Raw genomic sequence first — 26,736 nt, 5'->3', positions numbered from 1 at the left:
TACCGGTGACCAGCCGGCCGCTGCGCGTCGTCGTCGCACCCGACTCCTTCAAGGGCAGCGCGTCCGCGCCCGAGGTGGCGGCCGCGCTGGTCCGCGGCTGGCTCCGGGCCCGACCCGCCGACGAGGTCGTCGAAGTGCCGATGGCCGACGGCGGCGAGGGCACGCTCGACGCGGTCCTCGCCTCCGAGCGGGCCGTCGTGCACGTCGAGACGGTGCGCCTGCCCGGTCGTCGCGAGCACCGCGCCCGCTGGGCCACGGTCGGCGACCGGGCCGTGGTCGAGCTGGCCGAGTGCTGCGGCCTGCCCCTCGTCGGCACCGGCGACCCGGGCGGCGCCGACACCGACGCCCTCGGCCGGGTGCTCGCCGCTGCCCTCGACGTCGGCGTGGCGGAGGTGACGCTCGCCGTGGGCGGCTCGGCGTCGACCGACGGCGGCAGCGGCGCACTGCGCGCCCTCGGCCTGCGCGTCCTCGACGCGTCGGGCGGGGACGTCGGGCCGGGCGGGCTCGGGCTGTCCGCGGCGACGCACGTCGACGCGAGCACACTGCGCCCGGCCCCTTCCGACGGCGTCACGATCCTCTGCGACGTCACGGCACCGCTGCTCGGCCCGGCGGGCGCGGCCCACGTGTTCGGGCCGCAGAAGGGGGCCTCGCCCGAGCAGGTCGTCACGCTCGAAGCTGCCCTGGCCCGGTGGCACGCCGTCCTCGAGGGTGACGCGGACCAGCCGGGAGCCGGCGCGGCCGGGGGCACCGCCTACGGGTTCGCGACGCTCTGGGGCGCGGTGCTACGGCCCGGAGCCGCCGCCGTCGCCTCGCTCGTCGGGCTTCCCGACGCCGTGGCGGGTGCCGACGTCGTCGTCAGTGGGGAGGGCCGCTGGGACGAACAGTCGCTCACCGGCAAGGTGGCCGGTCACGTGCTGGGGCTCGCGGCCGCCGCCGGTGCGCGCGGCGTCGTCGTGGCCGGTGACCTCGCCGCGCCCCTTCCTGCCGGAGTGACCGGGTGGTCGCTCGTCGACGCGGCGGGCGGTTTCGACGCCGCCCGGTCCGACGCGGTTCGCTGGCTCGAGGCCGTCGGCGAGCACGCCGCAGGGGCCGTCGCGACCGGCGACCGCGAGGCCCGGGTCAGCTGACGCGCAGCACGAGGATCCGGTCGTCGCCGGCATTCGGCGAGGTGCGTCCGTCGCGGTTGCTCGTCGTCACGAGCAGCGTCCGGTCGTCGATGGCAAGGACGCTGCGCAGGCGGCCGTAGCGGCCGTCGAGGAACGCCTGCGGGGCGCCGGCCGTGGTCGCGCCGTCGAGCGGCACCCGCCACAGCCGCTCGCCCTTGAGGCCGCCGAGCCAGGCCGACCCGGCCGCGATGGCGATCCCGCTCGGTGAGTTCGCGTCCGGGTTCCACTGCACGACGGGCGACACGATCCCCGGCTGGGACGTCTTTCCCTCGGTCTGGGGCCAACCGTAGTTGCCACCCTTGCGGATGAGGTTGAGCTCGTCGTGGAGGTGGTCGCCGAACTCCGAGGACCACAACCGCCCGGAGGCGTCCCACACGATGCCCTCGACGTTGCGGTGTCCGTAGCTCCACACGAGCGTGCCGAACGGGTTGCCGGGAGCCGGCCGGCCCGCCGTGGTCAGCCGCAGGATCTTGCCGCCGAGCGACGAGCGGTCCTGTGCCAGAGAGGGGTTGCCGGCCTCGCCGGTCGTGGCGTAGAGGTAGCCGTCGGGGCCGAAGGCGAGGCGACCGCCGTTGTGGTGCACCCCGTGCGGGATGCCGCGCACGATGACGTGCAGTGCCCCGAGCTGCTGCCCAGCGGGCGCTGTGGCGTCGTAGGTCATCGTCGCGATGCGGTTGTCGTTCGCAGTGGAGTAGTACACGAAGAGCGTTCTGTCCGAGGCGAACCGGGGGCTCACTGCGATGCCGAGCAGCCCTGCCTCGCCCTGCTGGTCGACGTTCGACACGACGCCGGGCACGCGCCCGACGCTCGTGACGCGTCCGGTGGACAGGTCGATGCGCCGGACGCGTCCGTCGTCACGCGTCGTGACCAGGACGGCTGTCCGGTCGGCTAGCAGCGCCAGGCCCCACGGCACGTCGAGACCGGTGGCGAGGGTGCGCAGCACCGTCACCGATCCGGTCGGTCGGCCCGCGCGCGAGGTCGCCGACGGGGTGGGGGTCGGTACGGGCCCGGTCGTGGTCGGTGTCGTCGCGGCCGGCGACGTCGAGGATGCGGTGCTCGTCGGGACGGAGGAGGTGGAGGTCGCGACGGCACCGGTCGAGGTCGTCGTCGCTGTCGGGCCGCCGGACGAGCAGGCGGTGGTCCCGAGGACGCCCACGATCGCGAGCCTGCCCAGCGCCCGACCGGCTGCCCGTCGGCCACCGTGCCGGGGACCGCTCGTCCTCGTCAGGGTCATCGCCCGTCCACCTCGCCGCTCGGCTGCCCCGCTCGTGCTCCCGACGGTACCCACGGCACCTGTGGATCCGCGCGCGGGAACAATCGGCATGACCACGGAGTTGAGCCAACCAGACGCAAGATTTGCGAGCGCGGCTTTGACAACGACGGGCCCGCTGGCGCAGATTGAGCGAGGACCTGTCAACCGGACCAGAGCATCACCAGAGCATCAAGGAGTCACCATGGCACGTGCGGTCGGAATCGACCTCGGCACCACCAACTCGGCCGTCTCCGTCCTCGAGGGCGGCGAGCCGACGATCATCGCGAACGCCGAGGGCGGTCGCACGACCCCGTCGGTCGTCGCCTTCAGCAAGAACGGTGAGGTGCTCGTCGGCGAGGTCGCCAAGCGCCAGGCCGTCACGAACGTCGACCGGACGATCCGTTCCGTCAAGCGCCACATGGGCACCGACTGGCGCTCGCCCGAGATCGACGGCAAGACCTACACGGCGCAGGAGATCAGCGCCCGCATCCTCCAGAAGCTCAAGCGCGACGCCGAGTCCTACCTCGGCGAGACCGTGACCGACGCCGTCATCACCGTGCCCGCGTACTTCGACGACGCCGAGCGCCAGGCCACCAAGGAGGCCGGTGAGATCGCGGGCCTCAACGTCCTGCGCATCGTCAACGAGCCCACCGCGGCCGCGCTCGCCTACGGCCTCGACAAGGGCAAGGAGGACGAGCTCATCCTCGTCTTCGACCTCGGTGGCGGCACGTTCGACGTGTCCCTCCTCGAGGTCGGCAAGGACGCCGAGGACGGCTTCGCCACGATCCAGGTGCGCGCCACCAACGGCGACAACCACCTCGGTGGCGACGACTGGGACGACGTCATCGTCCAGCACCTCATCACCCAGGTGAAGAACAAGACGGGCCAGGACCTGTCCAAGGACAAGATCGCGATGCAGCGCCTCCGCGACGAGGCCGAGCGCGCCAAGAAGGAGCTCTCCACCGCGACGAGCACCAACATCTCGGCGCAGTACATCTCGATGACGCCCGAGGGCCCGATCCACCTCGACGAGAACGTCACCCGCGCGCAGTTCGAGCAGATGACCAAGGCGCTGCTCGACCGCACCAAGGCCCCGTTCCACAAGGTCATCGAGGACGCCGGCATCAAGGTGTCCGACATCGACCACGTCGTCCTCGTCGGCGGCTCGACCCGCATGCCCGCGGTCGCGGCCCTCGTCAAGGAGATGACCGGCGGCAAGGAGCCCAACAAGGGCGTCAACCCCGACGAGGTCGTCGCCATGGGCGCGAGCCTGCAGGCCGGCGTCCTCAAGGGCGAGCGCAAGGACGTCCTGCTCATCGACGTCACGCCGCTGAGCCTCGGCATCGAGACCAAGGGTGGCCTGTTCACCAAGCTCATCGAGCGCAACACCGCGATCCCGACGAAGCGCTCGGAGATCTTCAGCACCGCCGACGACAACCAGCCCTCGGTCCTCATCCAGGTCTTCCAGGGTGAGCGCGAGATCGCCCAGCACAACAAGTCGCTCGGCACCTTCGAGCTGACCGGCATCGCGCCGGCCCCCCGCGGCGTGCCGAAGATCGAGGTCACCTTCGACATCGACGCCAACGGCATCGTCAACGTCAGTGCCAAGGACCAGGGCACCGGCAAGGAGCAGAAGATGACGATCACCGGCGGCTCGGCCCTGTCCAAGGAGGAGATCGACCGGATGGTCAAGGACGCCGAGGCGCACGCCGAGGAGGACCACAAGCGTCGCGAGCAGGCCGAGGTGCGCAACCAGGCCGAGCAGCTCGTCTTCTCGACCGAGAACTTCCTCAAGGAGTCCGGCGACAAGATCCCGGCCGACGTCAAGACGCCGGTCGAGGAGTCGCTCGCCGACCTCAAGGCCGCGATCGCCGAGGGCTCCGAGGCCACGGCCGAGGACGTCAAGGCCAAGATCGAGGACCTCAACACCAAGTCGCAGGCCATGGGCCAGGCGGTCTACGCCTCGGAGCAGGCGAGCGCCGCCTCCGCCGGCGCCCCGGGCGCCGACGGCACGGGTCCCGACGGGGCCCACTCGGGTTCGGCCGGCGCGGACGCGTCCGACGACGACGTCGTCGACGCCGAGGTCGTCGACGAGGACGAGGCCAAGGACGCCAAGTGACCGAGTCCGCCCCGAACCCACAGGCCGAGGGCGCCCAGCCCGGCGCCGGCGGGCCCGAGGTGACGGACGCGCAGGGTGCCGGCGGCGAGTCCGCCGGCACCCCCGGCGCGGGCGCCCGGGGCCACCACACGTACTACGAGGGTGGCCCCGGCGCCTCGTCCGAGCCCGGTGGCGACGACGAGTACGACCACGGCTCGGAGTCCGCCACCGAGCGGGAGGCCCTCGCGCAGGAGGACGCGCTCGCGGCGTCCTACCTCGCCGACCTCCAGCGTCTGCAGGCCGAGTACGTCAACTACAAGAAGCGCGTCGACCGCGACCGCGAGGTCATCCGCCACACCGCGGTGGGCAGCGTCGTCGAGTCGCTGCTGCCGGTGCTCGACGACATCCACATGGCCCGTCAGGCCGGCGACCTCGCCGGCGGACCCTTCGCGGCCATCGCCGACAAGCTCGAGGCGACGCTCGGCCGTTTCGGCGTCGAGCGCCTCGGCGAGGCGGGCGAGGAGTTCGACCCCAACGTGCACGAGGCCCTCATGCACGTCGAGGCCGAGCTGCCCGAGGGTGCCACGGGCACGACCGTCGTCCAGGTGCTCCAGCCGGGCTACCGCATCGGTGACCGGCTCGTCCGCGCCGCCCGGGTGTCGGTTGCCGACCCCGCGTGAGCGCCACGCCGCGCCGACGCCCCACGCGTCGGCCGGCATCGATGATGATGTGAGGACCGCAGCGGATCGCGTGCGGCCGCAGCAGGAGAGGCAGGTGCGCCATGGCTAGCCAGGACTGGTTCGAGAAGGACTTCTACGCGACCCTCGGCGTCGCCCAGGATGCCGACGCTGCCGCGATCAAGAAGGCCTACCGCAAGCTCGCCCGCGACCTGCACCCCGACCACAACGTCGGCGACACCAGGGCCGAGGAGCGCTTCAAGGAGATCGGCGAGGCCTACGCGGTCCTGTCCGACCCCGAGCAGCGCCGCGAGTACGACGCGATCCGCGCCATGTCGCACGGGGGCGCCCGCTTCACCGCGGGCGGCCCCGGCGGCGGGGGCGCCGGGTTCGAGGACATCTTCTCCGCCTTCGGCGGGGCGGCTGGTCCCGGCGGCACCCGCGTCCGCTTCGGCGGGGGTGGTGCCGGTGCCGGCCAGCCGAACCTCGAGGACATCCTCGGGCAGATGTTCGGCGGCGGCGCCCCGGGTGGTGCGGGCGGCTTCGGCCAGCAGTACGGCGGCTATGGCGCGCCGGCCGGCCCGCGACCCGGCGCCGACGTGCAGGCCTCGACGAGCATCGGCTTCCGCGACGCCGTCGAGGGCTCCACGGTGACGCTCAGCTCGCCCGACCTCGGCCGGCTCAACGCGCGGATCCCCGCCGGTGTCAAGGACGGCCAGAAGATCCGCCTCCGCGGCAAGGGCCGTCAGGGCGAGGCCGGCGGTCCCGCCGGCGACCTCATCCTCACGGTGACCGTCGAGAAGCACCCGGTCTTCGGGCGCGACGGCGACAACCTCACCGTCGACCTCCCCGTCACCTTCGCCGAGGCCGCGCTCGGGGCCACCGTCCCGGTGCCGACCCTCGACGGCGGGCAGGTCAAGGTGCGCATCGCGGCCGGCACCCCGAGCGGGCGCGTCCTGCGCGTCAAGGGCCGCGGCGTCCACCGCGGCGAGCACACCGGCGACCTCCTGGCCAAGGTGCAGGTCGTCGTGCCGCAGCGGCTCACCGACGAGGCCCGCGCCGCGATCGAGACGATGGCTGCGGCCGAGGACGGCCAGGACCCCCGCGCCGACCTCTTCCGCCGGGCCCGGGCCTGACGCCGGACGGCCCACCCGAGGGCACGACGAGGAAGGAGCGGTGAGCATGGCACGCAGGAGCGCACGCCCCGCAGGGCACGACGACGACGCGCCCGTCTTCGTCATCTCCGTCGCGGCCGAGCTGGCCGGGATGCACGCGCAGACGCTGCGCCAGTACGACCGCCTCGGGCTCGTGACGCCGTCGCGGACCCGGGGCGGTGGGCGTCGCTACAGCACCCGCGACGTCGAGCTGCTCCGCGAGGTGCAGCGCCTCTCGCACGAGGGCGTCTCGCTCGTCGGCATCCAGCGCATCCTCGACCTCGAGAACCACGTGACCGCGCTGCAGTCCAGGGTCGAGGAGCTCGCGGCCGACCTCGAGCGCACCCGGGCGGCCCTGCACGCGAGCACGCGGTTCTTCGCGGTCGGCCCGCGCGGCGAGGCCGTCCCGATGCGTCCCGGGCAGCGCCCGCCGCGCACCGCCGCCTCGCAGGCGCTCGTCGTCTGGCGTCCTCAGCACTGACGCGACAGGGCCAGCGGCGCGTCCGCGCCCGTTTGGCAAGCCCGGGGTGAGGTGCAAGGATTGCCGGGCCTCCAGCCACGCGGGCACTGGCTGTGCCATGCCCAGGTGGAGGATCTTCTCTTGACCCACCCGCTCGACCCGACGACGTCGTACGGTGTTCCCGACCCTGCCGGAGCCGGCGAGACGTGGGAGCAGATGCCGAGGCTCGTGCTGCCCGAGACCGATCTCGGGCGTCTCTTCGCAACCGTCGACTGGGCGGCCACCGCGCTCGGCCCCGTGGACACGTGGCCGGCCGAGCTCGTCAGCGTGGTCAACGCGGCGCTGGCGCAGCGGTTCCCCATCCTCGTGTGCTGGGGTCCCGAGCTGCTCATGCTCTACAACGACGCCTACCGGGTCCTGCTCGGCGACGAGAAGCACCCGGCGGCTCTCGGCCTGCCGGTGCGCGACGTGTGGCCCGAGGTGTGGGACGTCATCGAGCCGCGGTTCACCGAGGTGACGACGACGCGCGAGCCGTCGTGGGACGAGGACCAGCTGCTCGTCGTCGATCGCAACGGCTTCCTCGAAGAGGCCTACTTCACGTGGTCCTACAGCGTCGTCAGCGGTTCCGAGGGGGAGGTCGCCGGGATCCTCGACATCTCGACCGAGACGACGAGCAAGGTGCTGGCCGAGCGGCGCGCCTCGATCGTGTCGCGGCTCGGCGCGGCCCTCGGCGGCGCCGCCACGATCGAGGACGTCGAGCGGCTGGCGCTCGGGATCGTGCGCGAGAACGTCAACGACCACGCGTCCGTCGACCTCGTGGTGGACCCCGTCGAAGCGGCGGACGCGGTCGACGCGCCGGGCGCTCCCGCCGGCCACGTGCACGTCGTGCCGGTCGTCGAGCCCGGCCGCGACGAGGCGAGCGCCTCGCTCGTCTTCACCGCCAACCTGCGGCGCCCGTGGGACGAGCAGCTGCAGGCCTACGTCGAGCTGTGCGCGTCGCACGTCGCCGCCGCCTTCGCCGGGGTGCGCCGCCTCGACGACGAGCGGCAACGGGCCGAGGCCCTCGCCGAGCTCGACGCCGCCAAGAGCGCCTTCTTCACCAACATCAGCCACGAGCTGCGCACCCCGCTGACGCTCATCGCCGGTCCCGTCGAGGACGCCCTCGACGAGCCCGACCTCGAGCCGGCCGTCCGGCGCCACCTCGAGCTCGTCGGCCGCAACGCCGAGCGGCTGCGGGTCCTCGTCGACCAGCTGCTCGACATCACCCGCATCGACGCCGGCCGGGTCGAGCCGCACGTCGTCGAGACCGACGTCGCCGAGCTCGTGCGCGGCCTCGCTGCCAGCTTCCGCCCCGCCGTGCACCGCGTCGGGCTCACCTTCGCCACCGACGTGCCCGACCTCGGCCGTCCCGCCTGGGTCGACCGCGACATGGTCGAGCGGATCGTGCTCAACCTGCTGTCCAACGCCCTGAAGTACACGCCCACGGGCGGGGTCGAGGTGACCCTCCACGCGCTGGAGGACGGCTTCGAGGTGCTCGTCACCGACTCCGGGATCGGCATCCCGGCGGCCGACCTCGCGTCGGTCTTCGAGCGGTTCCGGCAGCTGCCGCGCACCGACGGCGCGCGCTCGCGGGAGGGCGCCGGCATCGGCCTCTTCCTCGTGCGCCAGCTCGCCGAGCTGCAGGGCGGCCACGCCTGGGTCGACTCGGTCGAGGGCATGGGCAGCACGTTCGGCGTCCGCCTCCCGTGGGGTCGGCCCCCGGAGGGCGTCGAGCCGGCGAGCCCGTCGATCACGCCGCGCGCCGTCGAGTCCTTCCTCGTCGAGGCCCAGGGCTGGGACGCCGGGGCCGACGCGCCCCTCGACGACGCCATCGTCGCCGCCCTGCCGGCCGAGCCCGGTCTCGCGCCGGTCAACGGCGTCGAGGTGCAGCCCGACGAGCGTCCCCTGCTGCTGCTCGCCGAGGACAACGGCGACATGCGCGCCTACCTCGCGGAGGCCCTGGCCGACCGGTACGAGGTCGTCACCGCCCGCGACGGCGTCGAGGCCCTGAAGGCGGCGCGGTCACGCCGGCCCGACCTCGTCCTCGCCGACGTCATGATGCCGCGGCTCGACGGCCTCGGCCTGCTGCAGGCGCTGCGCGACGACGACGTGCTCGCCGACCTCCCCGTGGTCATGCTGACCGCGCGGGCCGGCGACGAGGCGAGCGTCACCGGCCTCGTCCGCGGCGCCGACGACTACGTCGCCAAGCCCTTCGAGATGCGTCACCTGCGGGCTCGCCTGTCCGCCAACCTCGCCCGTTCCCGCGAGCGCGCCCGCGACGCCGCGTGGCGCCGCGCCGTCGTCGCCTCGCTGCACGAGCCGCTGGCCGTGTTCGAGCCCGGCGGACGGGTCGTCTCGCTCAACGAGGCCTTCACCCGCACCTACGGTTGGAGCCTCGAGGACGGCCCCATCGAGCTGCCCCACCCGTGGACCGTCGAGGGCGCCACGACGGCCGCTGGCCGCGTCGAGCGCATCCTCGCCTCGAGCGGCACGGTCGAGGAGTCGCTGGCGATCGCCCGCAGCGACGGCAGCCGCGCGCAGGTGTCGATCACCTCGTCGGTCATCCCGGCCAGCGGCATGCACCCGGCCCTCGTCGTCAGCGTCGTGCGCGACACGACCCTGCAGCACGAGGCCGAGCAGCGCCGCGCCCGCGCTGCCGCGCTCGTCTCCGAGCTGCGCTCGGCGGAGGACCTCGAGACGGTCGTGTCCGCGGTCGTCACGGGCTTCAGCATCCTCTTCGACGGCATCGCGACGCTCCAGCTGCCCGGGCGCTCCGCCGCCGAGCGGCTCTACTTCAAGCCGCACGGCCCGACGCCCGCCGCCGAGCTGCACCCGCTCACCCGCGCCGTGCTCACGACCGGTGAGCTGCCGGGCGGGCAGGACGCGCGCGACGAGGCGGCGCCGGGGATCCTCTTCGAGCCGGCCGGGCCCGACTCGCCGGTGCGGGTCTGGGTGCGGTTCCGGGCACCGCGCGCGGTCTCGGCCGACGAGCGGATCGCCGGCGACCTCATCGCCCAGCTGCTGGCCCAGGCCGTCGACCGGGTCGCGGCGCGGCAGGACCGCGACAGCAAGGAGGCCCAGCTGCGCCAGGCCATCGAGAGCCACCGCCTCATCGGCCACGCCGTCGGCGTGCTCATCGAGCGGCACCGGATCACCTCGGTCCAGGGCTTCGAGATGCTGCGCCAGTCCTCGCTCAACCGCAACATCAAGCTGCGCGAGCTGGCCCAGCGCGTCGTCGAGACGGGCCTCGACCCCGTCGACGCCTGACGCCCGGCGCCTGGCCCTCCGTACACTCGCGCCGTGGAGCACGTGGACCCCGACGCGGCCGATGCGCCCGACGAGCTCGACGAGCTCGACGAGCTCGAGCACCTCCTCGTGCTGCCCGAGCGCGACGTCGCGGAGGAGGTCGCCGATCAGCTCGCGGCCGAGGGACTGCCGCACGTCCGCGTCGTGCGCGAGGCGCTGGCCGGTGAGGACGACTCCGAGGACCACGAGTGGGCGGTCCACGTGCGCACGCCCGACGACCCGGCCTGGGCCGAGCGGCTCACCGAGCTCGCGGAGGCCCACGACGGCTGGTACGACCCGGACCCGGGTGCTTGAGGAGGCAGCCGAAAAGCGCCTCAGTCGCCGCGGACGGCGCGGGTCAGGCGCCCGAGCAGTCCCGGTTTCGGCTCGACGATCGCCGACGGGAGGTCGACCGATGCAGGCGACGCGTCGGCGCCGTCCCACGCGTCCGCCGCCGGCGTGCTTCTGACGGGTCCCGCTCCGGGCGTGCCGAGCGTCTCGACGACGTGCTGCAGGGCGTCGTCGACGTCGACCATGTCGTAGCCGCGGCGGAACGACGTCGTCGTGAAACGGGCCCCGTCGACCGACGCCGCCACGGCACCCGCGGGCTCGTCGGAGTGCAGCCGAGCCACGACCCGCTCGAGGAACTCGTCGACCTCGCGTTCGTCGTAGCCGGGTCGCATCTGGGTGGTTCGGAAGCGCGCTCGGCGCAGCTCGTCGGCAAGGGTCCCGCGGTCCATGCCCCGAGCGTAGGGTCGGAGGCGGCAGGCGGAGACCTGAGTGTCGTCCGGCTGGTCCACGCGCGCACGAAGTTGAGCGGAATACACTCAACTGTGTCGCAGTTGTCCCCAGTGAACCGACCGCTTCATCCCCGCACGTCACAGGAGAACGCATGGACCTTCAGCTGACCAACAAGGCTCAGGAGGCCTTCGCCCAGGCCGCGACCACCGCGACCGGCAAGCACCACCCGAACATCGAGCCGGCACACCTGCTGCTCGCGTTGGCAGCCCAGTCCGGCACCACGACCCCCGCGCTCCTCACGGCCGGGGGCTCGTCGGTGGTCGCCGCCACGACTGCCGCCGAGAAGGCCATGGCGGCCCTGCCGCAGGTCACCGGCGGCACCCAGCAGCCCCAGCTGTCGCCGACCGCGGCCCGCGTCATCCAGCAGGCCCAGCAGTACATGACCGCGATGGGCGACACGTTCGTGTCCACCGACCACCTGCTCCTCGCGCTCGCCCGCACCGGCCAGTTCGGCCTCGACGCCGACGCCGTCGAGAAGGCCATCCCCGAGCTGCGCGGCGGCCGACCGGTCACCTCCGACAACCCCGAGGGCACCTTCGAGGCGCTCGCGAAGTACGGCACCGACCTCACGGCCCGCGCCCGCGAGGGCAGGCTCGACCCCGTCATCGGTCGTGACGCCGAGATCCGCCGCGTCGTGCAGGTGCTGAGCCGCCGCACGAAGAACAACCCCGTCCTCATCGGCGAGCCCGGCGTCGGCAAGACCGCCGTCGTCGAGGGCCTCGCCCAGCGCATCGTCGAGGGCGACGTGCCCGAGAGCCTGCGCGACAAGACCCTCTACAGCCTCGACCTCGGCGCGATGCTCGCCGGCGCGAAGTACCGCGGCGAGTTCGAGGAGCGGCTCAAGGCCGTCCTCGAGGAGATCCAGGGCAGCGACGGCCAGATCGTCACCTTCATCGACGAGATCCACACCGTCGTCGGGGCGGGCGCCGGCGGTGAGGGCGCCATGGACGCCGGCAACATGCTCAAACCGATGCTGGCCCGCGGCGAGCTGCGCCTCGTCGGCGCGACGACGCTCGACGAGTACCGCCAGCACATCGAGAAGGACGCCGCGCTCGAGCGACGCTTCCAGCAGGTCTTCGTCGGCGAGCCGTCGGTCGAGGACACCATCGCCATCCTCCGCGGCCTCAAGGAGCGCTACGAGGCGCACCACAAGGTGACCATCGCCGACTCAGCCCTGGTGGCGGCGGCGAGCCTCTCCGACCGCTACATCAGCGGTCGCCAGCTGCCCGACAAGGCGATCGACCTCATCGACGAGGCCGCCTCGCGGCTGCGCATGGAGATCGACTCCAGCCCCGTCGAGATCGACGAGCTGCGCCGTGCCGTCGACCGGCTGAAGATGGAGGAGTTCGCGCTCGAGCAGGAGACCGACGCCGCGTCGCGCGACCGCCTCGAGCGGTTGCGTCAGGACCTCGCCGACCGCACCGAGGAGCTCGCCGCGCTCAACGCCCGGTGGGAGGCCGAGAAGTCGGGCCTCAACGCCGTCGGCGACCTCAAGGCCCGAGTCGAGGACCTGCGCACCCAGGCCGACAGACTCCAGCGCGAGGGCGACCTCGGCGCCGCGTCGAAGATCCTCTACGGCGACATCCCGACCCTGGAGAAGCAGCTCGCCGAGGCCCAGGAGCGCGAGGAGTCGGCCTCGACCTCCGACGAGGCGCCGATGGTCAAGGAGGAGGTCGGCGCCGACGACATCGCCGACGTCATCTCCGCGTGGACCGGCATCCCCGCCGGGCGCCTCCTCGAGGGCGAGTCGGAGAAGCTCCTGCACATGGAACAGCACATCGGCGCCCGCCTCATCGGGCAGGCCGAGGCCGTGCGCGCCGTGTCCGATGCCGTCCGTCGCACCCGCGCCGGCGTCTCCGACCCCGACCGGCCGACCGGCAGCTTCCTCTTCCTCGGCCCCACCGGGGTCGGCAAGACCGAGCTGGCCAAGAGCCTCGCCGACTTCCTCTTCGACGACGAGCGCGCCATGGTGCGCATCGACATGTCGGAGTACTCCGAACGGCACGCGGTGGCCCGCCTCATCGGCGCGCCGCCCGGCTACGTCGGCTACGAGGAGGGCGGCCAGCTCACCGAGGCCGTGCGGCGCAGGCCGTACTCCGTCGTCCTGCTCGACGAGGTCGAGAAGGCCCACCCCGAGACCTTCGACATCCTGCTGCAGGTGCTCGACGACGGCCGCCTCACCGACGGCCAGGGCCGCACCGTCGACTTCCGCAACGTCATCCTCGTGCTGACGAGCAACCTCGGCTCGCAGTACCTCGTCGACCCGATGCTCTCCCCGCAGCAGAAGCGCGACGAGGTCATGGCGGTCGTGCGCACGGCGTTCAAGCCCGAGTTCCTCAACCGGCTCGACGAGGTCGTCGTCTTCGACGCCCTGAGCCAGGACGACCTCGCCCACATCGTCGACCTGCAGGTACGGGCGTTCGCGGCGCGCCTCGGCGACCGGCGCATCGCGCTCGGGGTCACCGACGCCGCGCGGCGCTGGCTGTCCGAGCGTGGCTACGACCCGGCCTACGGTGCCCGGCCGCTGCGCCGGCTCGTCCAGCGCGAGATCGGCGACCGGCTGGCCCGCAGCATCCTCGCCGGCGAGGTGCACGACGGCCAGACGGTCACCGTCGACCTCGACACCTCCGGCGACCAGCTCGTCCTGTCCTGACCCGTCACCGGTCTACCCGATCCGGGCCCGCCGACGCCGCAGCGTCGGCGGGCCCGTCCGTTCTGTCCCGCGAGTCCGGGGGAAACCCCGACATGCACGGGCCATGGCGCGGAAACTCTTGCTACGAGGGCGAATCGCCGAAACCCTCGGAAAGCAAGAGGTGCACAGATGCACACGAAGTTCGCAGCCGGGACAGGGGTGGCGCTGCTGCTCACCGCCTCCGGCCTCGTCGCCGCGTCGCCCGCCACGGGCGCCGCGCTACCGCCGAAGACGTCGTTCACGGTCCGCACCTCGTTCGTGTCGGACCCGAGCGACATCGTCGGCGCCAACGGACCGTGGTCGGACTGCACGACGGTCTCGAACCTGTCCAACGTCGCCAACCAGGTGTCGCCGACGAAGGTGCAGTTCAGCGGCGAGAAGGCCGTGCACTGCGCGAGCGGCGACGTCGTCATCCACTACGACGCCGTGACCAACGTCAACGGCGCGCCCCGGACCTCGGGGACGTGGTCGGTCGTGTCGTCGACGAAGCCCGACCTCGTCGGTGGTGCCGGCACCGTCGTCGGCGAAGGCCGGGGCTGCGATGCGTGCATCGTCGACACGTTCACCGGACGCGTCTACTGACGCCCGGAATGCCCCGACCCCACCCCTCTCCTCCATCGAGTGAGCACGCAACCTCACGCGTCCCTTCCGTTCCCATCGAGTGAGCACCGAACCTCACGCGTCCCTTCCGTTCCCATCGAGTGAGCGCTGAACCTCATGCGTCACACGCGTGGTGTGACGCGTGGGACCACGTGCTCACTCGATGGGGGAAGGGGAAGGGAGAGGCGGGTGGGGTGCGTGTGACGACGTGCTCACTCGATGGGGGAAGGGAGGGGTCGGTGGGGAGGGTGTGGGTCAGCTCGTGACGTCCTTGCCCGAGAACCGTGCCCAGGCGAGAAGCCAGAAGATCACGGCGTAGGCGAGGTCGACCCAGAGCCCGCGGGCGACGTTGTCCCAGAGGGGCGGGTCGCGCAGCAGGTCGCCGAACGCGCCCCACTGGTCGACGAGCAGCCACGGGTGCAGCCACGAGATCTGCGGCACCGAGTCGGCGATCCACGACAAGATCGTGAAGATCATGAGCGCGACGGTCGCCGCGAGCGGCTGCTCGGTCAGGGTCGAGATGAACAGGCCCACCGCGCCGAGGGCCGCGAGCCCCGCCGCGACGTAGAGCGCCACGAGGACGACGCGCCAGACCGCCTCGCCGAAGCCGATCTGGGTGCCCGACAGGGTCGTCATCGGCCCGGTGCCGAAGAGGGCGATCCCGGCGAGCGCGCCGGCCACCGTGACGACGGCGACGCCCCAGAGCGCGCCGACGACGAGCGAGGCGAACTTGACGGCGAGCAGCCGGGTGCGCCCGACCGGCACGGTGAGCAGGTAGCGCAGCGTGCCGAGGTTGGCCTCGCCGGCCACCGAGTCGCCGGCGAGCATCGCGATGGCGAGCGGCAGGAACAGGCCCATCTCGACGCCGAGCGCCGCGAGCGGCACGAAGAGCCCGTTCGAGGTGATCGAGGACAGGAAGTCCGGGCCTCGACCGGCCCGCGGCGTGGAGATCCGCACGGCCACGGCCATGAGGACCGGCACGGCGGCGAGGACGAGCAGGCCCATCTGGTTGCGGCGTCGACCGCCGATGAGCGCGAGCTCCGACCAGAGCAGCCGCGTCGAGAGCAGCGTCGACACGGAGAACGGGCGACGCGCCGGTGGTGCCGCGGCGGACGGTGACGGGGTGACGGACTCAGCCACTGACATCGAAACCCTCCCCGGTGAGTGCGACGAAGAGGTCCTCGAGGCTCGGGCTCGTCACGGTGAACTCCTTGACGCCGACGCCGCCCTGCACGAGGGCCGCGACGATCTTCTCGGGTGCCACGCCGTCGGGGATGCCCCGCACGCCGCCGGCCGCCGGCTCGACGGACTGCACGCCGAGCTCCTTCATGATCCGCGCGGCCTCCTCCGGCTGCTCGGTGACGACGCGCGCCACCGGGGCCGCGCCGCCGCGCACCTGGGAGCTCGAGCCCTGGGCGACGAGCCGGCCCTCGCTCATGACGCCGAGGTGCGTGCACATCTGCTCCACCTCCGAGAGCAGGTGGCTCGACACGAAGACGGTCGTGCCGTCGGAGGCGAGGGAGGACACGAGGTGGCGCACCTCCCGGGTGCCCTGCGGGTCGAGGCCGTTGGTGGGCTCGTCGAGCACGAGCAGCTCGCGCGGGACGAGCAGCGCCGCGGCGATGGCGAGGCGCTGGCGCATGCCGAGCGAGTAGGCGCGGTAGCGCTTGTCGGCCGCGGCGAGCAGCCCCACCCGGTCGAGCGCGGCGTCGACGCGGGAGCGCGTGGTGCGCGGGTCGGCCGTCAGGTCCGCCGCGTCGAGGCGACGCAGGTTGGCCCGGCCGGACAGGTACGGATGGAACGCCGGCCCCTCGACCAGTGCGCCGACACGAGGCAGCACGAGCTGGGCAGACCCCGGAACCGGCTGTCCCAGAAGGCTGCTCGTGCCCGACGTTGGGCGGATGAGCCCGAGCAGCATCCGGATCGTCGTCGTCTTGCCGGAGCCGTTGGGCCCGAGGAAGCCGTACACCGAGCCGCGCGGCACCTCGACGTCGATGCCGTCGACGGCCGCCCTGCCCCTGAACCGCTTGGTCAGGCCCCGGCTCGCGATCGCGAGGTCGCGGTCGCGAACCGGGTCGGCCGTCGTCAGGGCGTCGGTCACTTCGCCGCCAGGGCGGCGAACAGGGCGTCGGGCCCGACCGCGCCGACCGCCACGCGTCCGTCGTCGGTGACGACGGCCGAGAACAGCGTGCCTTCGAGGACGTGGCCCGAGCCCCACGTGCCGGACACCGCCGGCAGCGCCTTGAGGACCGTCTCGAGCTGCTTCGCGGTGCTCGACCCGGCACCCGAGCCAGCGCCCGCGCCCGAGCCCGAACCCGAGCCCGAACCCGAGCCGGTGGGCATCGTCGCCACGACGACGGTGCTCCACCCGGAGCCGACGACCCGCGTCGCACCGGCGGCCTTCGCCGCGGCGGCCATCTGCTCCTTGGAGGGGGCCGGGTTGGTGCCGGCCGCGCCCTTGGGGGCGAGCGCGTCGGACTGGGTCACCGACGTACCGGCGGGAGGCGTGAAGGTGAACTGCCGGGCCTCGGGCTTCGAGAAGTCGACGGCCGTGAAGCCGACCTCGAACGCCGGGTTGGACAGCTTCGTCGAGTAGACCTGCACCCGCAGCGGCACGTGCTTCTCCGCGTCGATGGCGATGCGCACCGACGCGATGCGGGTGGCCTTGTCCTTCGGGGTCAGGACGAGCTCGTAGGCCGAGCGCCCCGCGACCGACGCCGTGCCGGAGGTCGTCACGGTCGTGTCCTTGCCCATGACGGCGAGGGCCGTGGCGGCCGCCTCGTCCGGGGTCCTGGGGACGCCGGCGGGGAGGCTGGGGCTCGGGTGCGGCAGTGCGGTCTTGGCATCGCCCGAGCCGAGGGTGTGGTGGACGGCCGTCTTGTCGGCGCTCGACCACAGCCAGAGGTCGGTGCCGTTGCGGATGACGTCGGACTCGCCGCTCGTGCCGACGAGGGCGAGGCGCTGACGCGTCGGGCCGTCGACCCAGATGCGCCACGTGTGCGTGCCCGAGACGAGCGAGGCGAGCGAGCTGCCCGCCGCGCCGCCGGCACCGGCCGCGCCCCCACCGGCCGGGCCGCCTCCTGTGAGGCCGGGCAGCGACGGGATGCCGAGGTCGGAGGTCTGCACGACGGTGCCGGACAGGCTCGACACGTCGGCGGAGCGCACGTCGGCGAGCAGCTGCATCGCCGTGCGGGGCGGCAGTCCGGCGTCCGCGGATGCCGTCTGGTTGATCGTCAGGGCCGCGACGCCGATGACGCCGACAGCGGCCGCGGGCAGGCCCCAGCGCGCGGCGGGGTGTTGCGTGAAGATGCTCATGGAGCCATCGTGCGACGGGCGGGCTGAGAACCGGCTGAGAACCCCTCCGGCGTGGGGTCGCCCGCTCGGCCGTGCCCGACGCGTCGGGCGTGGCAGGGTGGCCGTGTGCGGGTGCTGCTGGTCGAGGACGAGGCGCGGATGGCGTCGGCGCTCGTGCGCGGGCTCGGCGCGGAGGGCTTCGTCGTCGACCACGTCGCCGACGGCGTCGCGGGGCTCGAGGCGGCCCGGTTCGGCGGCTACGACGTCGTCGTCCTCGACATCATGCTGCCCCGGATGTCGGGCTACACCGTGGTGCGGACCCTCCGCGAGGAGGAGAACTGGGTGCCCGTCCTGCTCCTCACCGCCAAGGACGGCGAGTACGACGAGGCGGACGGCCTCGACTACGGCGCCGACGACTACCTGACCAAGCCCTTCTCCTTCGTCGTCCTCGTCGCCCGGCTGCGGGCGCTGCTGCGCCGCGACCCCGCGCCGCGCCCCGTGATGCTGCGCCGCGCCGGGGTCACCCTCGACCCCGCCACCCGACGCGTCGAGGTCGAGGGCGCCGAAGTGGCCCTCGCGCCGCGGGAGTTCCTCCTGCTCGAGCACCTGATGCGGGCCGATGCCGCCGTCGTGCCCAAGGACGAGCTGCTCGACCGGGTCTGGGGCGGGGGGGAGGACCCCAACGTCGTCGAGGTCTACGTCGGCTACCTGCGGCGCAAGCTCGGCCGGGAGCGCATCGAGACCGTCCGCGGCGCCGGGTACCGGATGGCGCGGTGAGCCCGGCCCGCCCCGACCCAGGGCCGCACCGGCTGAGGGGCCGGTTCGCCCGGCTCGGTCTGCGCGGGCGCCTCATGCTCCTCGGGCTCGTCGGCGTGGCCGGGGCGCTCGTCATCGGCGGGGTCCTGTTGTACGTCGTCCTCACCGGTTCGCTGTCGCGCTCGGTCGGGTCGGCGGCCCGGGCGAGCGCCGAGCAGGTGGCCCTGCTCGTCGACGCCGGACGCGTGCCCGACCCGGTGCCGGTGTCGGGCGCGCAGGTGCTCCAGGTGCTCGACGCGCAGGGCCGGGTCGTCAGCGGCTCGGTGACCGCCGACCGGCTCACCGCCCTCGTCACCGACGACGAGCGGCGGCGGGCCCTGGCCGGCGAGTCGGTCGTCGTGCCGGGCAGCCGTTCGGGACTCGCCGGTCAGCTGCAGGTCGCCGCCGTTCCCGCGGGACCGGCGACCGCCCAGGGCCGCGCCTACACCGTCGTCGCCGCGGCGCCGACCGCCGACATCGAGCAGAGCGCGCGGACCGTGCGGCTGCTGCTCCTCGCGATCTTCCCGCTCCTGCTTGCGGCGCTCGCCGTCATCGCGTGGCGGGTCATCGGTGCCGCGCTCGCGCCGGTCGAGGCGTTGCGCCGCGGGGCCGAACGCATCGACGACGCGTCGTCGGAGGGGGAGCGGCTGCCCGTCCCGCCGAGCGACGACGAGGTCAGCGCGCTCGCGACGACGCTCAACGCCATGCTCGACCGCATCGCGACGGCCCGGCGCAAGCAGCGGGCGTTCGTCGCCGACGCCGCCCACGAGCTGCGCAGCCCCCTGGCGAGCATGCGCACCCAGCTCGAGGTGGCGCAGCGGTTGGGGGAGGGCGGAGACCTGCCGGCCGACGTGCTGCCCGACGTCGAGCGGCTCGCCGTGCTCGTCGACGACCTGCTCCTGCTCGCCCGCGCCGACGACGGCGCGGCCCTTTCGACCGCCTCGACCGGGGCGGCGTCGAGGACGTCGACAGTGTCAACGGTCGACGTCTCCGCCCTGGTGCGCGACGTCGCGGCCCGCTACGGGTCCGCGCGCGTGCCCGTCCGGGCCCGGCCGGGGCCGGGCGGCCGTCCGGCCCCGGCCCGGGTCGCCCCGGAGGACCTGACGCGCGCGCTCACCAACCTCGTCGACAACGCGGTGCGCCACGCCCGGACCGCCGTGACGCTCGAGGCGTCACTCGTCGGCCACCGGGTCGAGGTCGTCGTGACCGACGACGGCCACGGCATCCCCGACGCCGACCGCGAGCGCGTCTTCGACCGCTTCACCCGGCTCGACGAGGCCCGTGACCGCGACAGTGGCGGCACGGGCCTCGGCCTCGCCATCACCCGGGCCCTCGTGCGCCGCTGGGGTGGGGACGTGCGGCTCGAGGACGCCGGGCCGGGTGTTCGTGCCGTCGTCAGCCTCCCGGCCGGGGGCCGCGCCGGCCGCGGCTAGTACTGGAGCGTGAACAGCTCGGCTTCCCAACCGAACTCGCGGGCCGCGTCGACGTTGTCGCTCCGGTCGTCGGTGAACCAGACGTCGCCGGGCGGCAGCTGCCGTCCGAGGTCGCGCTCGAGCACGGCGTGCGCCGCGGCGAACGCGGCCGGGTCGGGCTTGGCCACCCCCAGCTCGGCGCTGTTGACGACGCCGTCGAAGAGGTGGGCGAGGCCCAGCAGCTCCAGCTCGCGGGGTACGAGGTCGGTGCCGTTGGTGAACAGGTAGGTGCGGTGGCCACCGGCGCGCAGGGTCTCGAGCCGCTCGACCGAGTCCGGCACCGGCGAGCCACGGTGGGCGCGCCAGGCCTGCATGTGCTCGCGCACGCGATCCGGCTCGGGCACGACCTCCTCGAGGGCCGCACAGATCGAGGCGTACCACTCGTCGAAGGACCGCTGGCCGGTGATCGTGGGGATCAGCAGGTCGGGCCGGAAGGCCGTCGCCGCCACCGCACCGCCCGGGAGGCCGAGCGCCGTCTCGATCATCGGGTCGGCGTCGCCCGCGGAGAAGTCGCGGACGACGCCGTCGAGGTCGAAGACGTAGGCGGCGTGCTCCCTCACGCCCGGGTGCCGCGCTCGGTCGCCGGCATCTCGGTGGTGGCGTCGCCCGGCGCGTCGTAGGCGTCGCCGGTGCTCGGGTCGGTGCTCGGGCGGGTGCTCGGGTCGGTGCGCTCGTCGGTCCGCTCGTCCGGGTACTCGCCCGTCCCGTCGCCACGGGTCGGGACGCGTCGGCCGGTGCGGGTCTCCGGCGGGCGCGGCACCGAGCCGGCCGAGGCGCCCCCGGCCGGTTCGTCGGACCACCGGGCCGTGCCGTCGGCGACGTTGCCCTCGGCGCGGCCCGTCACGACGTCGGCGCGCGAGGGACCCTCGCGGTCGCGCCATTCGGCCTCACGGCGCTCGAGCTCGGACTCGCGCGTGTCGAGGCCCTCGTGCCGGGCGGCCAGCTGGTCCTCGCGGCGTCGGAGGTCGTCGTCGCGCAGGCCGGCCTCCTCGAAGCGACGCTCGTGCTCCAGGCGGTCCGACTCGGCCTGGTCCTGCACCTCGGCGAGACGAGAGGCGTCACGCTCCTCGCGCTTCGCGCGCGAGCGGCGGCGGGCCGACCTGGCCAGCAGCGCCCATCCGAGAGCGAAGAGCAGGAGGGCGATCGCACCGTACGCGACGAGCTCGATGGCCGAGGCGTTGCGCGAGAAGCCGAAGGCGGTGACGGTGAGGGTCGCTGCGGTCGACCGGGCTGCCACGAACGCGGTGGCGCCGGCGCCGATCCCGAGCAGCAGGAGGACGACTCCCAGGAGGGCCATGGTGTGCTCCTTCGTCTGGACGACGGGTAGGTCCCGCCGTCGGGGTCCATCGACCCTAGCCATACCCGCTTCCGCGTCGCCGTGCCGAGTTGCGCCGAGTTGCGCCGAGTCCGGCGATCTCGACCCGTTAGCCTGACGCGCATGCTCGCCACCCGAAGGATCGCCGCCGCCGTGCTGTCGGCCCTCTGCGTCGTCGCCGCCGCGTCGTGCTCGAGCGGCGACAGCCCCGGGCCCGCCGAGACGTCGCTGTCCCCTGCCCAGCGGCTCGCCGCAGCGAAGACCAAGGTCGACGCCGCGTCGTCGGTGCACCTCGCGCTGACGAGCTCGGGCCTGCCCGACGGGGCGAGCGGCATCGTGTCTGCAGACGGCTGGGGTGCCCACCCGCCGGCGTTCAAGGGCACGTTCAAGGTGGCGCTCAAGGGCATCCAGGCCGACGCCGAGATCACCTCGGTCGACGGCGAGGTCTACGCGAAGCTCCCGCTCGTGCCCGGCACGAACAAGATCGACCCCAAGGCGTTCGGCCTGCCCGACCCGGCCACGCTCTTCTCGACCGACCAGGGCCTGACCACGCTGCTGACCAAGACCCAGAACCCGACCGTCGGCAAGCAGGTGCGCCAGGGCGCCGACGTGCTGACCACCGTCAACGGCACGCTGCCCGGCGCGGCCGTCGTCGACCTCTTCCAGATCGGCGACCGCACCGGCAGCTACCAGGTGGCCTACGGGCTCACCGACGCCCAGGAGCTGCGCACCGTCACGCTCACCGGGCCGTTCTTCGGCGCGGGCACGAGCTCGACGTACACGCTGGCCCTGGACAAGTACGGCCAGCCCGTCACCATCACCAAACCCTGAGCCGGGCCGGACACCTCCCCGTGCCAGCATTGCCGCCCCGCCACAGGCTCGCGCTGCTCGCCGTCGCATCCGCGGCGGTCGCGCTCGCGGCCGCCGACACCTACGTCGTCGTCCTCGCGCTGACCGACATGATGGCCGGCGTCGGCATCGGCATCGACGCGCTCCAGAGGGCCACCCCGATCATCTCGGGGTTCCTGCTCGGCTACGTCGCGGTGCTGCCCCTCATCGGGCGCCTGTCCGACCTGCTCGACCGGCGTCGGATCCTGCTGGCGTGCCTCGTCGTCTTCGTGGTGGGCTCGGCCGTCACGGCCCTCGCCACCGAGATGCCGGTCCTCGTCACCGGCCGCGTCCTGCAGGGCATCGGCGGTGGCGGCCTCGTGCCGGCGACCCTCGCGCTCGTCGCCGACCTCTGGCCCGCCGACCGGCGCGGCACCCCGCTCGGCGTCGTGGGCGCCGTTCAGGAGCTCGGCTCGGTGCTCGGGCCGGTGATCGGCGCCGTGATCCTGACGTGGCAGGGATGGCGGGCGATCTTCTGGGCGAACGTCGCCGCCGGGCTCGTGCTGTGGGTCGTGCTCCGCCTGCTGGGGCGGGGGAGCCCGACGCCGGCGACGCCCACGCGCCGGTCGGCCGGCGGACGCCTCGTCACCGTCGTCGCCGCGCTCGTCGCGGTACTCGGCCTCCTGGCCGTCGGGCTGGCGCTCGCGGCCCCCGAGTCGCTCGTCACCGACGTGCAGCTCGGTCTGCCGTTCGTGCCGTTCGCCGGCACGTCGAAGGTGCTGACCCCGATCGGGGTCACCGGCCTCGGGCTCGTCCTCGTGATGGGGGTCCTCACGGCGCCCCGTTGGTGGCCCGTGCTGCGCCGCGCCGACCTCGTCGGAGCATCGCTCGTCGCGGTCGCCCTCGGCACCCTCGTGCTCACCTTCGCCTCGTCCGACCCGGAGAAGGAGGTCGTCGGCCCGCTCGGCTACCGCCTCCTGCCGGTCGGCGCGCTGGCCCTCGTGCTGCTCGTGGTGTGGCACCGCGTCGCCCGCAACCCGCTCGTGCCCCGTGGCGTCGTCGGCTCACGCGGGCTGCGGGCCTACCTCGTCAGCCTGCTCGTCGGGGCGGCCCTCGTCGCGGTCGTCGTCGACGTTCCGCTCCTCGCGCGCCTCACCGACGAGTACGACGAGACCGGCGCGGCCCTCGTGCTCGTCCGCTTCCTCCTCGCGGTGCCGGTGGGTGCGCTCCTCGGCGGTTGGTCGTTGCGGCGGCTCGGCGACGGTGCCGTCGCGGCCGCCGGGCTGGCGCTCGCGGCCGCCGGCCTCGCGCTCATGTCGCGGTGGACGCTCGAGTCGGTCGTCGACCCGGTGCCGACGACGCTCGTCCTCGTCCTCGTCGGCCTCGGCGTCGGTCTGGCGCTGGCGCCCGTCAACGACGCCGCCCTGGCCGACGCGCCGTCGGACGCCCACGGCGTCGCGAGCTCGCTCGTCGTCGTGGCCCGGATGGTGGGGATGGTCGTCGGGCTCGCCCTGCTCACCTCGATCGGCCTCGCGCGGTACTACGAGGCGGTGCGGCACCTGCCCGACCCGCTCGACACCCAGGCACTCCTCGCGGCGGGGGTCGTCCAGGTGCAGACGGTCTTCCTCGGGGGAGCGGTGGCCGCCGGCGTCGCGGCCCTCGTCGCGGCGACCCTCGGCACCACGCGCACCCGCGCCCGGTCCGCGACCGCGGCCGACCCGCGGCCCGTGGGTCTCTGACCGACCGCCTCTGCCGCGGCTCCGGGTCTCAGGGCTCGGGCTGTGTCGCGCGCAGCTGTTGGGCGACGAGCTGGGTGCGGGAGCGGATCCCGAGCTTGCGGTAGATGCTCGCGAGGTGGAACTCGACGGTGCGCACGGACAGGAGCATCTCGGCGGCAACCTCTCGGTTGCTCAGCCCGCCCGCCACGAGTCGTGCGACGACCGATTCCTGGGACGTCAGGGACTCGCGGGGTCCGTGGGGCCGGTCGGCACCCGCGCCGGGACGAGCCCGGTGGTCGACATGGGCCGGCGTGCACGCGGCGAGCTGAGCCCTCGCCTCGGGCAGGTAGGCGTCCGCTCCGAGCTGCTCGAGGGCGGCCACCGCCCGCGACAGCCTCGGGACCGCGCCTGCGGCGTCACCCCGCGCCCGGTGCTGGGTGCCCGCCCGGAGCGACGCGAGCGCGGCGTCGAGCGGCATCCCGCACTCGGCGTAGACCTGTGCCGCGAGGGCGAGGTCCACCTCGGCCTCCTCGGCGCGTCCGTGGGACGCCGCGAGGACCCCGCGGGCGTGCCGTGCCTCCGCCAGGCTCGAGCGGCGGCCCGTCCGCATCGCGATCGCCTCCAGCGTGTCGCACAGGTCACCGGCGCGCCTGAGGTCGCCGGTTCGCGTCAAGGCCTCGACGTAGCGGGCGACCCACTGGAACGCCCCGGCCAACCAGGCCCCGGACGTCGGCGGTCGTCGCGCGAGCCAGGCGCCCGCGTCGAGGACCGACGCGTCGTCACCGGCGGCGTGGTGGACCTGGACCGCGGCGACCTGCGCGTAGACCTCTCCCGACCTCCCGCCGTGGGGCCCCGCCGCCACGGCGCGTTCCAGCCGGTCCCGGGCCGCGTCGATCTCTCCCCGCAGTGCAGGCGCGAACGAGGCCAACGCGTGGATCACCGCCAGGGCCCAGTTCTCCTCGAGCATCTCGGCGTTGGCGAGGGCCCGGTCCAGGTACAGCGTCGCGTCGGCCCAGTTGCCGCAGCGGTTCTCGAGCATGCCGAAGTTGGCCAGGGTGACGGATGAGAGGTAGTAGAGGTTGTGCCGGCGGGCCGCTGCGGCGGCTCCCGCCAGGGCGGTGCGCGCCTCGGCAGGGCGGTCGAGGTGGGTCAGGGCGAGGCCGCGGATCGCCTCCTGGGTGATCCGGTGCGGCTCGGGTGGGCCGGTCGGGGGGCCGAACAGCCGGAGCGTGGCCTCCGGGTCACCCTGCAGCAACAGGCCCGCGCCCCACGCGGCCCGGGCCGCCTCCCGATCGAGGAGCCCGCCGCGTCGGGTGGCGAGCGCCGCCCATCGCGCGGCCTCGACGGCGTTCTCGCCGACGAGCTCGAGCTGCGCCATGAGCAGGGCGGCCCCGGCCCGGGCCCGCGCGTCCTCGCTCTCGACGGCGAGACGGGCCCCCTCCCGGGCCTGCTCGAGGTCGCCGCGCAGCCAGGCGAGCGAGGCCGTCAGGAGGGCGCGGTAGCCGCTCGGCGGGCGCGCCCCCTCCTCGAGCAGAGCGAGCGCGACTCCCTGGAAGCCACCGGCCAGCGCGGTGTGGGACGCCTCGAGCAGCAGAGCGTCGCGGTCCGACGGCGTCGGCGTCAGGGCGGCGGCGTGGTGGATCCAGCCCGACGCCTCGAGCAGGGCACCGCCGGCGGCGAGCGTGCGGCCGTGGTCGAGGACGCGCGCGGCCAGGTCGGGGTCGGGCCCGGCCGCGCAGGCGACGAGGTGGCGCAGCTCCTCGCCGGGCGAGGGCGCGGTGGCTGCCGCCGCGCGGTGCAGCTCGTACCGGCGTCCGAAGGGCAGGGACTCCTCGATGGCCGGCGCCATGACCGGGTGGGTGTAGGCCATCGTCACGAGCGGCGGCGCCCCGGTGCACTCGACGAGCCCCGATGACAACGCACCGTCGAGCGCGTCCCACACGTCCCCGACGCCGGCGAGCGCGGCGACCCGGGCGACCGGCTGCTCGGTGGCGAGCACGGCGAGGCCCTCGAGGAGTCTGCGTGCGTGGGGCGCGCACCGTTGCACCTGCTCGTCGAGAGCTGCGGCGAGCGTCGGTGAGGTCGGCAGGCCGGTACCGGGCGAGATGCCGTGCGCCGACACCTGTCCGGCCACCGACCGGATCCACAGCGGGTTGCCCCGGGTCGCGTCGTGCAGGGCACGGAGGCTCACGGGGTCCAGCCGGCGGCCCGTGACCGCCAGCGCGAGGTCACCGGTCTGCTCGACCGTCAGCCCGTCCACCTCGAGGTGGGCGCCGGTCGGGTCGGTCGCCAGCCGGGTCACGCCGGCCGCCGACGCCGGGAGCTCGTGGTCGCGCGCCGTGCACAGGACGAGGACCCGGTCGTGCCGGAGACGGCGAGCGGCGAAGCCGATGGCGGTGAGCGAGGCCGCGTCGGCCCAGTGCAGGTCGTCGAGGAAGACGACGCCTGCTCGGCTCACGCCCTGCGTGTTCTCGAAGGCCGCGAGCAGGGCGAGACCGACGTCGAACAGCCCCCGCGGCCCGCCGTCCCCGCTCGAGGAAACGGGTGAGGAGCGGGTCGAGGAGCTCGCGGAGCCGGGCGAGGGCCTGGCCGTGGAGCCGTCGAGCAGCTGGTCGACGGTGGCGAGGTCGACATGCCGGTCGTCCGGGTCGATCCTGACCCGGAGCAGCGACCGCGGGCGGGCCCGGCCGAGCCAGTGCTCGACGAGCCGCGACTTGCCGACGCCCGCTTCGCCGGTGACGAGCACGACCTGCGAGCGACCCTGATCGGCCGACCGGAGGGCGTGGTCGAGAGCCGCCAGCTGCTCGGTCCGACCTTGGAAGTCTCGGCCTACTTCCACGCTCGGATCATGGCACTCGCGGCGTTCGCGCGTGCCCGGAGTTGCGCAACTCGGCGACGAGGTGGACGGTCCAAACCCGGCCTCTCCCGGACGTTTCGGCGGCGACCGGCCGGCCACGAGCTGGTCGAGTGACGCGCCCGAGCCCGCGCAACCCCGTGGTTCCACGGATGTCGTGCTGCGCGAATCCCCCTACCGTCGAAGAGTGCCCGTTGCGCCCGGTGCGTCACGCCGGTGGCGGGAGGGGGCCGGCC

21 protein-coding genes are annotated in these 26,736 nt (G+C 73.8%); 13 read left to right on the top strand and 8 right to left on the bottom strand.

All coding sequences use genetic code 11. The features are described from left to right. Positions 1-5: 5 nt before the first annotated feature. The gene (locus AC3A5R_RS13290; protein WP_487621239.1) at positions 6-1,127 is read left to right on the top strand and encodes a glycerate kinase; all 1,122 of its coding nucleotides are present in this window, start codon (positions 6-8) and stop codon (positions 1,125-1,127) included. Here AC3A5R_RS13290 and AC3A5R_RS13285 read toward each other — a convergent pair. Next, positions 1,120-2,400: a PQQ-dependent sugar dehydrogenase gene (locus AC3A5R_RS13285; RefSeq protein ID WP_487621238.1), complete on the bottom strand. Its 1,281-nt coding sequence runs from the start codon at positions 2,398-2,400 to the stop codon at positions 1,120-1,122. The genes AC3A5R_RS13290 and AC3A5R_RS13285 overlap by 8 nt on opposite strands. Positions 2,401-2,620: 220 nt before the next feature. Between AC3A5R_RS13285 and dnaK the strand changes: the two genes are divergently transcribed. The 6 genes from dnaK to AC3A5R_RS13255 all read left to right on the top strand — a co-directional run bounded on the left by dnaK (position 2,621) and on the right by AC3A5R_RS13255 (position 10,446). Then, positions 2,621-4,537 carry a molecular chaperone DnaK gene (gene dnaK, locus AC3A5R_RS13280; RefSeq protein ID WP_487621237.1) on the top strand — a complete coding sequence of 639 codons (1,917 nt, stop codon included), beginning with the start codon at positions 2,621-2,623 and terminating at the stop codon, positions 4,535-4,537. Further along, positions 4,534-5,196, top strand: a complete 663-nt coding sequence (locus tag AC3A5R_RS13275) for a nucleotide exchange factor GrpE (protein WP_487621236.1) — start codon at positions 4,534-4,536, stop codon at positions 5,194-5,196. The genes dnaK and AC3A5R_RS13275 overlap by 4 nt, the downstream gene beginning before the upstream one ends. Before the next feature lie 101 nt (positions 5,197-5,297). Continuing rightward, positions 5,298-6,329: a DnaJ C-terminal domain-containing protein gene (locus AC3A5R_RS13270; protein ID WP_487621235.1), complete on the top strand. Its 1,032-nt coding sequence runs from the start codon at positions 5,298-5,300 to the stop codon at positions 6,327-6,329. Positions 6,330-6,375: 46 nt separating this feature from the next. Further along, complete coding sequence (locus AC3A5R_RS13265; RefSeq protein WP_487621234.1) at positions 6,376-6,828, top strand: heat shock protein transcriptional repressor HspR; 453 nt, start codon at positions 6,376-6,378, stop codon at positions 6,826-6,828. Positions 6,829-6,948: 120 nt separating this feature from the next. Next, positions 6,949-10,113, top strand: coding sequence for an ATP-binding protein (locus tag AC3A5R_RS13260; RefSeq protein WP_487621233.1), 3,165 nt, complete (start codon positions 6,949-6,951; stop codon positions 10,111-10,113). A gap of 33 nt (positions 10,114-10,146) precedes the next feature. Next, a complete protein-coding gene (locus AC3A5R_RS13255) occupies positions 10,147-10,446 on the top strand; it encodes a ribonuclease E inhibitor RraB (protein WP_487621232.1) in 300 nt (99 codons plus the stop codon). A gap of 20 nt (positions 10,447-10,466) precedes the next feature. Here the strand turns inward: AC3A5R_RS13255 and AC3A5R_RS13250 are convergent, their stop codons facing one another. After that, positions 10,467-10,871, bottom strand: a complete 405-nt coding sequence (locus AC3A5R_RS13250) for a DivIVA domain-containing protein (RefSeq protein WP_487621231.1) — start codon at positions 10,869-10,871, stop codon at positions 10,467-10,469. A gap of 152 nt (positions 10,872-11,023) precedes the next feature. Here AC3A5R_RS13250 and clpB point away from each other — a divergent pair, with 152 nt between their 5' ends. Further along, positions 11,024-13,585: an ATP-dependent chaperone ClpB gene (gene clpB / locus AC3A5R_RS13245; RefSeq protein WP_487621230.1), complete on the top strand. Its 2,562-nt coding sequence runs from the start codon at positions 11,024-11,026 to the stop codon at positions 13,583-13,585. Between the two features lie 168 nt (positions 13,586-13,753). Next, positions 13,754-14,206: a hypothetical protein gene (locus AC3A5R_RS13240; protein ID WP_487621229.1), complete on the top strand. Its 453-nt coding sequence runs from the start codon at positions 13,754-13,756 to the stop codon at positions 14,204-14,206. Between the two features lie 273 nt (positions 14,207-14,479). Here AC3A5R_RS13240 and AC3A5R_RS13235 read toward each other — a convergent pair whose 3' ends face one another. The 3 genes from AC3A5R_RS13235 to AC3A5R_RS13225 are packed head-to-tail and all read right to left on the bottom strand — an operon-like array spanning position 14,480 to position 17,539. Further along, complete coding sequence (locus tag AC3A5R_RS13235) at positions 14,480-15,364, bottom strand: ABC transporter permease (protein WP_487621228.1); 885 nt, start codon at positions 15,362-15,364, stop codon at positions 14,480-14,482. Then, positions 15,357-16,325: an ABC transporter ATP-binding protein gene (locus AC3A5R_RS13230; protein WP_487621227.1), complete on the bottom strand. Its 969-nt coding sequence runs from the start codon at positions 16,323-16,325 to the stop codon at positions 15,357-15,359. Before AC3A5R_RS13230 ends, AC3A5R_RS13235 begins: the two co-directional genes overlap by 8 nt. Further along, entirely contained in the window at positions 16,322-17,539 is a 1,218-nt protein-coding gene (locus AC3A5R_RS13225; RefSeq protein ID WP_487621226.1) for a LolA family protein, read from the bottom strand. The genes AC3A5R_RS13230 and AC3A5R_RS13225 overlap by 4 nt, the downstream gene beginning before the upstream one ends. 105 nt (positions 17,540-17,644) lie before the next feature. On the opposite strand from AC3A5R_RS13225, the gene AC3A5R_RS13220 reads away from it, so the two are divergent. Both AC3A5R_RS13220 and AC3A5R_RS13215 read left to right on the top strand, forming a co-directional pair. After that, a complete protein-coding gene (locus AC3A5R_RS13220; RefSeq protein ID WP_487621225.1) occupies positions 17,645-18,295 on the top strand; it encodes a response regulator transcription factor in 651 nt (216 codons plus the stop codon). Then, positions 18,292-19,746 (top strand): sensor histidine kinase, encoded by a 1,455-nt coding sequence (locus AC3A5R_RS13215; RefSeq protein ID WP_487621224.1) that lies wholly within the window; start codon positions 18,292-18,294, stop codon positions 19,744-19,746. Before AC3A5R_RS13220 ends, AC3A5R_RS13215 begins: the two co-directional genes overlap by 4 nt. On the opposite strand, the gene AC3A5R_RS13210 is transcribed toward AC3A5R_RS13215, so the two are convergent. Beyond that, on the bottom strand, positions 19,743-20,345 hold the full coding sequence (locus AC3A5R_RS13210; RefSeq protein WP_487621223.1) for an HAD family hydrolase: 603 nt from the start codon (positions 20,343-20,345) through the stop codon (positions 19,743-19,745). The two genes, AC3A5R_RS13215 and AC3A5R_RS13210, sit on opposite strands and share 4 nt — an antisense overlap. Beyond that, positions 20,342-21,082, bottom strand: a complete 741-nt coding sequence (locus AC3A5R_RS13205; protein WP_487621222.1) for a hypothetical protein — start codon at positions 21,080-21,082, stop codon at positions 20,342-20,344. Before AC3A5R_RS13205 ends, AC3A5R_RS13210 begins: the two co-directional genes overlap by 4 nt. A 141-nt stretch (positions 21,083-21,223) precedes the next feature. On the opposite strand from AC3A5R_RS13205, the gene AC3A5R_RS13200 reads away from it, so the two are divergent. Together AC3A5R_RS13200 and AC3A5R_RS13195 are read left to right on the top strand one after the other, a co-directional pair. Next, positions 21,224-21,931, top strand: a complete 708-nt coding sequence (locus AC3A5R_RS13200; RefSeq protein ID WP_487621221.1) for an LppX_LprAFG lipoprotein — start codon at positions 21,224-21,226, stop codon at positions 21,929-21,931. A 20-nt stretch (positions 21,932-21,951) separates the two neighbouring features. After that, positions 21,952-23,667 carry an MFS transporter gene (locus AC3A5R_RS13195; RefSeq protein WP_487621220.1) on the top strand — a complete coding sequence of 572 codons (1,716 nt, stop codon included), beginning with the start codon at positions 21,952-21,954 and terminating at the stop codon, positions 23,665-23,667. A 28-nt stretch (positions 23,668-23,695) separates the two neighbouring features. Here the strand turns inward: AC3A5R_RS13195 and AC3A5R_RS13190 are convergent, their stop codons facing one another. Then, complete coding sequence (locus AC3A5R_RS13190) at positions 23,696-26,485, bottom strand: AAA family ATPase (protein WP_487621219.1); 2,790 nt, start codon at positions 26,483-26,485, stop codon at positions 23,696-23,698. Positions 26,486-26,736: the final 251 nt, after the last annotated feature.

Source organism: Intrasporangium sp. Soil_C_50 (assembly GCF_057656595.1).
Note: the sequence above shows the minus strand (reverse complement) of the source record. Positions and strands in the feature narration are given on the sequence as shown.

What these genes read in the sequence shown, in the direction of transcription:
- dnaK (WP_487621237.1), top strand. Translation starts at nt 2,621, where the DNA reads ATGGCACGTGCGGTCGGAATCGACCTCGGCACCACCAACTCGGCCGTC.
- AC3A5R_RS13240 (WP_487621229.1), top strand. Translation starts at nt 13,754, where the DNA reads ATGCACACGAAGTTCGCAGCCGGGACAGGGGTGGCGCTGCTGCTCACC.
- AC3A5R_RS13250 (WP_487621231.1), bottom strand. Translation starts at nt 10,871, where the DNA reads ATGGACCGCGGGACCCTTGCCGACGAGCTGCGCCGAGCGCGCTTCCGA.
- AC3A5R_RS13270 (WP_487621235.1), top strand. Translation starts at nt 5,298, where the DNA reads ATGGCTAGCCAGGACTGGTTCGAGAAGGACTTCTACGCGACCCTCGGC.
- AC3A5R_RS13200 (WP_487621221.1), top strand. Translation starts at nt 21,224, where the DNA reads ATGCTCGCCACCCGAAGGATCGCCGCCGCCGTGCTGTCGGCCCTCTGC.
- AC3A5R_RS13265 (WP_487621234.1), top strand. Translation starts at nt 6,376, where the DNA reads ATGGCACGCAGGAGCGCACGCCCCGCAGGGCACGACGACGACGCGCCC.
- AC3A5R_RS13225 (WP_487621226.1), bottom strand. Translation starts at nt 17,539, where the DNA reads ATGAGCATCTTCACGCAACACCCCGCCGCGCGCTGGGGCCTGCCCGCG.
- clpB (WP_487621230.1), top strand. Translation starts at nt 11,024, where the DNA reads ATGGACCTTCAGCTGACCAACAAGGCTCAGGAGGCCTTCGCCCAGGCC.
- AC3A5R_RS13205 (WP_487621222.1), bottom strand. Translation starts at nt 21,082, where the DNA reads ATGGCCCTCCTGGGAGTCGTCCTCCTGCTGCTCGGGATCGGCGCCGGC.
- AC3A5R_RS13285 (WP_487621238.1), bottom strand. Translation starts at nt 2,400, where the DNA reads ATGACCCTGACGAGGACGAGCGGTCCCCGGCACGGTGGCCGACGGGCA.